Annotated in this window: 5 protein-coding genes; all 5 read right to left on the reverse strand. The window is 60.4% G+C overall.

The genetic code is table 11. From position 1 onward, the window contains the following. The coding region (locus RR842_RS13060; protein ID WP_332730040.1) for an FAD-binding protein at window positions 1-871 on the reverse strand (871 nt) is incomplete at its 3' end. A 14-nt stretch (window positions 872-885) separates the two neighbouring features. After that, window positions 886-1353 (reverse strand): FMN-binding protein, encoded by a 468-nt coding sequence (locus RR842_RS13065; RefSeq protein ID WP_332514173.1) that lies wholly within the window; start codon window positions 1351-1353, stop codon window positions 886-888. Next, window positions 1350-1946 (reverse strand): cytochrome c3 family protein, encoded by a 597-nt coding sequence (locus tag RR842_RS13070; protein ID WP_332514171.1) that lies wholly within the window; start codon window positions 1944-1946, stop codon window positions 1350-1352. The genes RR842_RS13065 and RR842_RS13070 overlap by 4 nt, the downstream gene beginning before the upstream one ends. 204 nt (window positions 1947-2150) lie before the next feature. Beyond that, window positions 2151-2777, reverse strand: a complete 627-nt coding sequence (locus RR842_RS13075) for a TetR/AcrR family transcriptional regulator (RefSeq protein ID WP_332514170.1) — start codon at window positions 2775-2777, stop codon at window positions 2151-2153. A gap of 289 nt (window positions 2778-3066) precedes the next feature. After that, a partial coding sequence (locus RR842_RS13080) for a PDDEXK nuclease domain-containing protein (protein WP_332730041.1) occupies window positions 3067-3364 on the reverse strand: 298 nt, incomplete at its 5' end.

The raw sequence follows: 3364 nt of genomic DNA on the forward strand, positions 1-3364 counted from the left end.
CGAACATGGCATCGGTGGCGTCCTTCATCTTCTGCACGTGGTGGTCCAGCGTGGAATTCTTGGGCGCTACGTACACAGGCACCTCGCCCAAGCGCCACTGCACGCCGCAGTCGGCCATCCAGTCGATGCAGATACCGCCCGATTCGGCGATGCGGTAGATGAGATGCGGGTCGGCCGCATAATGGTACTCGTCCATGGCCCAGTCGGAGAGCTTGCGTGCGTCGAAGGGGTACTCGGGAAAGGCGAAGCGCTTGGACTCCTGCAGCTTCGATCCGCCGAGGATGGCGCACATACCCGCGCACTGCGCGTTGCCGCCATGCAGGCCCATGGCCTCCACGCAGATGGTATCGGCCCCCAACTCGGCGCTGCGCGCCGCCGCATTCAAACCGCCGCCGCCACCTCCCACCACGCAGATCTCGCACTCGTAGTCCCACGTCGTCGGCACGGCACGCGGCAAAATGGGCGTGGCGTCGTTCGCCGGGAATGCCGCTGCGTTGTGATCGCGGAAGGAACCGTCGCCCGCCGAGCCGTTCGTGGCAGCGCTTTCAGGCACGCCTACGTTCTTGGAGCCGTCGGCGGCCCAATCACCGATAACGCCAGGAGCTTCGGCAAAGGCAGCGCCCGGAGCCATGCTTGCCAGCGCCGTGGCTGCTGCCGTGGAGCCCACTAGCGCCGCGGCACCCGAGAGGAAATCACGCCGGGAAAGACCCGCAGTTGCAGCTGCGGAAGCATCGCCGACGGATCCACCGTCGTCGGAACCGGCAAAATGCTGGGCACTCTTATTGCGCCCTGCGTTCCCATCGAGCCTTGAGTTGCCGACGTTCGCGCCTTTTCCAGCTAGCCTGCCTCCCGAAGTCAAACGATCTTTCATTTCCACACCTCCTCCTACTGCCGTGCCTGGCCGAGAGCGTCTTCTACCGCCTGGCGCACGCCTGCTGTCGTAATGGTTGCGCCCGTCACCGTATCGATGTCCGAGCCTTGGGCCACGTCGATCAAAGACGCGTACACCCCGTCGCGAATAGCCTCGTAACCCCCGACGCTCTGGCTTTCGCCTTCCTGCGTGGTCTCGATGCAGGTAATACGATTGCCCTCGATAAGCAACGTGGCGGTGATCAGGCCGTCCATCCCCTTGCCTTTGCCGGTGTACACGCCGTCGGCATACGAGCCTTCCGCCTTCGATGTGGGGTCGGCCGACACTTGCGCCTGTTGGGCCCACGGGTCGTCCAACCGCAAGGCCAGCTGCTCGGCACTCGCCGCGTCCTTCGTGCCGGTTCCCTCGTAGTTCGCACAGCCGGAAAGCCCCAGCGCAAGCGCGGCAGCCCCGCAGGCAACCAGTGCGGTTTTCTTCATCATGATGCCCTCCTTTCGCCTCGATTTGGTTGCTGCCAGCCATCGGGAACCGCATAGTCATGGCAGGTGTTGCAGTACATATACGACGAGCCATGCGCAACATGGCAGTTGCTACAATCGATGGCCTCGCCCTGGTGCGACCTATGTGGATTCACGCCCGCGTCCCCGCCCCAATCCTGGGTGGCCGCTACGACAACATCCCAATCATGGCAACCGCTTTTGGCGCAGAACGCCTTGTCGGCCGTCACACCCGTCGTGGCCAAGCTCCCCGCCTCGTCCACCTGGTAGGACTTGCTTGCCCACGACGTCGCCTCGGTCACCTGCTCTTCGATCTTCGCCTCATGGCAATCCAGGCAAGCCGCGCCTTCCTGCTGGTGCGCATAGGCCATGAGCGTGGCGTCGTGGTAGTACCCGTCCACGTAGTTGTCCATCGGCTCGTGGCAGATGGCGTTGCAGAAGCTGGGCTGTTCGTGCCATACCCAGAATCCCGCACCCGCAGCCACCAGCACCACGGCCACCACGCCTACGACAATCGGCCACTTCCGCTTGGATCTTTTGGCGACCGGGGCGCTCGTTTCCTTCCCAACGTCCTCCATAGGTGCCGCTCCTTTCCTTGAATGTTGCGGTTTTCTAGGGTGACCTGCGCCTCCCGCACTGGTCATCACCTCCGCATACTCCACCTTGCCTGGCGCTTTGCACGCACGTATCCCAAGGGGGCGCGAGCCCTCCCTTCAAACGATGTGTCGCATTGTCGCTAAAACCTCTTGGTTGAACCTATTGCCCGAGCCAGCGTTCGGGCCTCACGTCGAGCACGTCGAGCACGTCGTCGTACCGCCTTCCGCCTCGTCCTGCAAGAAACGCTCGATATGCAGCGTTTGGGCGGCCACTGCCCGCAGGGTGCCGTCGCTTATATCCGGATAGGCTCGGACAAGGCCTATCATGCCGATGATCAGCATATAGAACGTCTCGTACACATGGTCGATCTCTATTTCATGGTAGCGGCCGAAATCCTGCACCGTGGAATCGACGATGTAGTGGGCAATGCGGTCGGCCACTACCTGCACGAAATGCAGGTAGAGCGCGGCGTTCTCGGTGTTTGCCAGACTGCGGCGGAACGATCCGTTTTCGAAGATGCCGTTGCGGAACAGGTGCAGACAGTCGGCGAGGGCCTTGTCCACGTTGCCGCGCTCGCGCTGGGCGTTCCAATAGCGCAGCGCCTCAAGAAAATCTTCGACAAGGTTGTTAAGGACCGCATCGGTCAGCGCCTCTTTATCGGGAAAGTAGTGATAGATGAGCGATCGGGCGACGCCTACACGCTCGGCGATATCCTTGATGGTGGTATGCTCCAGACCACGCTCCTCGTAGAGGTCGCGTGCAGCAAGCACAATCTCGCCTCGGCGGGTCTGATGCTTGTCGGTGCCGTTCATATCGCACGTCCCCTTTCCAACCACCTTGGTGCAGCTTGCAGCTGAATGCTCCGACAGCGCTCGGCATCCCCTTGCTTTGACCGCCGCTGAAGTTGTTGCCACGAGTGTATTCCCCAAGGTGACACCGCGTCAATCTACACTTTCGGCAAAACGTCAATACCGCAGGTCATTGTCTATTTTCGCGTATCAAATTCTGAATCCACAGTTGAAGCATAATCCCAAGGGTTCCTCGACTGTGCTTCCTGGGATTATGCCGAAGATACGTATTCAAATATCAAATATGATTGCATCACTCAAGGAACAGGGCACTCGTCGGTTCGAGGGCCTGGGCTATCTCCTCCTCAGTTGGTAGGCAGAGCGTGTAGCGCGAGGCAAACAGCCCCTTTTTGTCGGCGAGAGCAGAGTACTTCGCCACCGTCACATCCTTGGTCGCACAGAGAATGATGCCAATAGTAGGATTATCGTCAGGCTGCGCGCAGCGGTCGTCGAACAGCCTCACGTAAAAGTCCATCTGCCCAACATCCTGCGGCGTTATTTTTCCCGCCTTGAGGTCGATAAGCACGTAACATTTGAGAATGCAATGATAA

This window comes from Gordonibacter sp., from assembly GCF_036667095.1.
Lineage (GTDB): Bacteria > Actinomycetota > Coriobacteriia > Coriobacteriales > Eggerthellaceae > Gordonibacter.

Bases quoted from the DNA above. Each gene is read 5' to 3' on its own strand.
- RR842_RS13065 (WP_332514173.1), bottom strand. From the start codon at position 1,353: ATGATGAAGAAAACCGCACTGGTTGCCTGCGGGGCTGCCGCGCTTGCG.
- RR842_RS13070 (WP_332514171.1), bottom strand. From the start codon at position 1,946: ATGGAGGACGTTGGGAAGGAAACGAGCGCCCCGGTCGCCAAAAGATCC.
- RR842_RS13075 (WP_332514170.1), bottom strand. From the start codon at position 2,777: ATGAACGGCACCGACAAGCATCAGACCCGCCGAGGCGAGATTGTGCTT.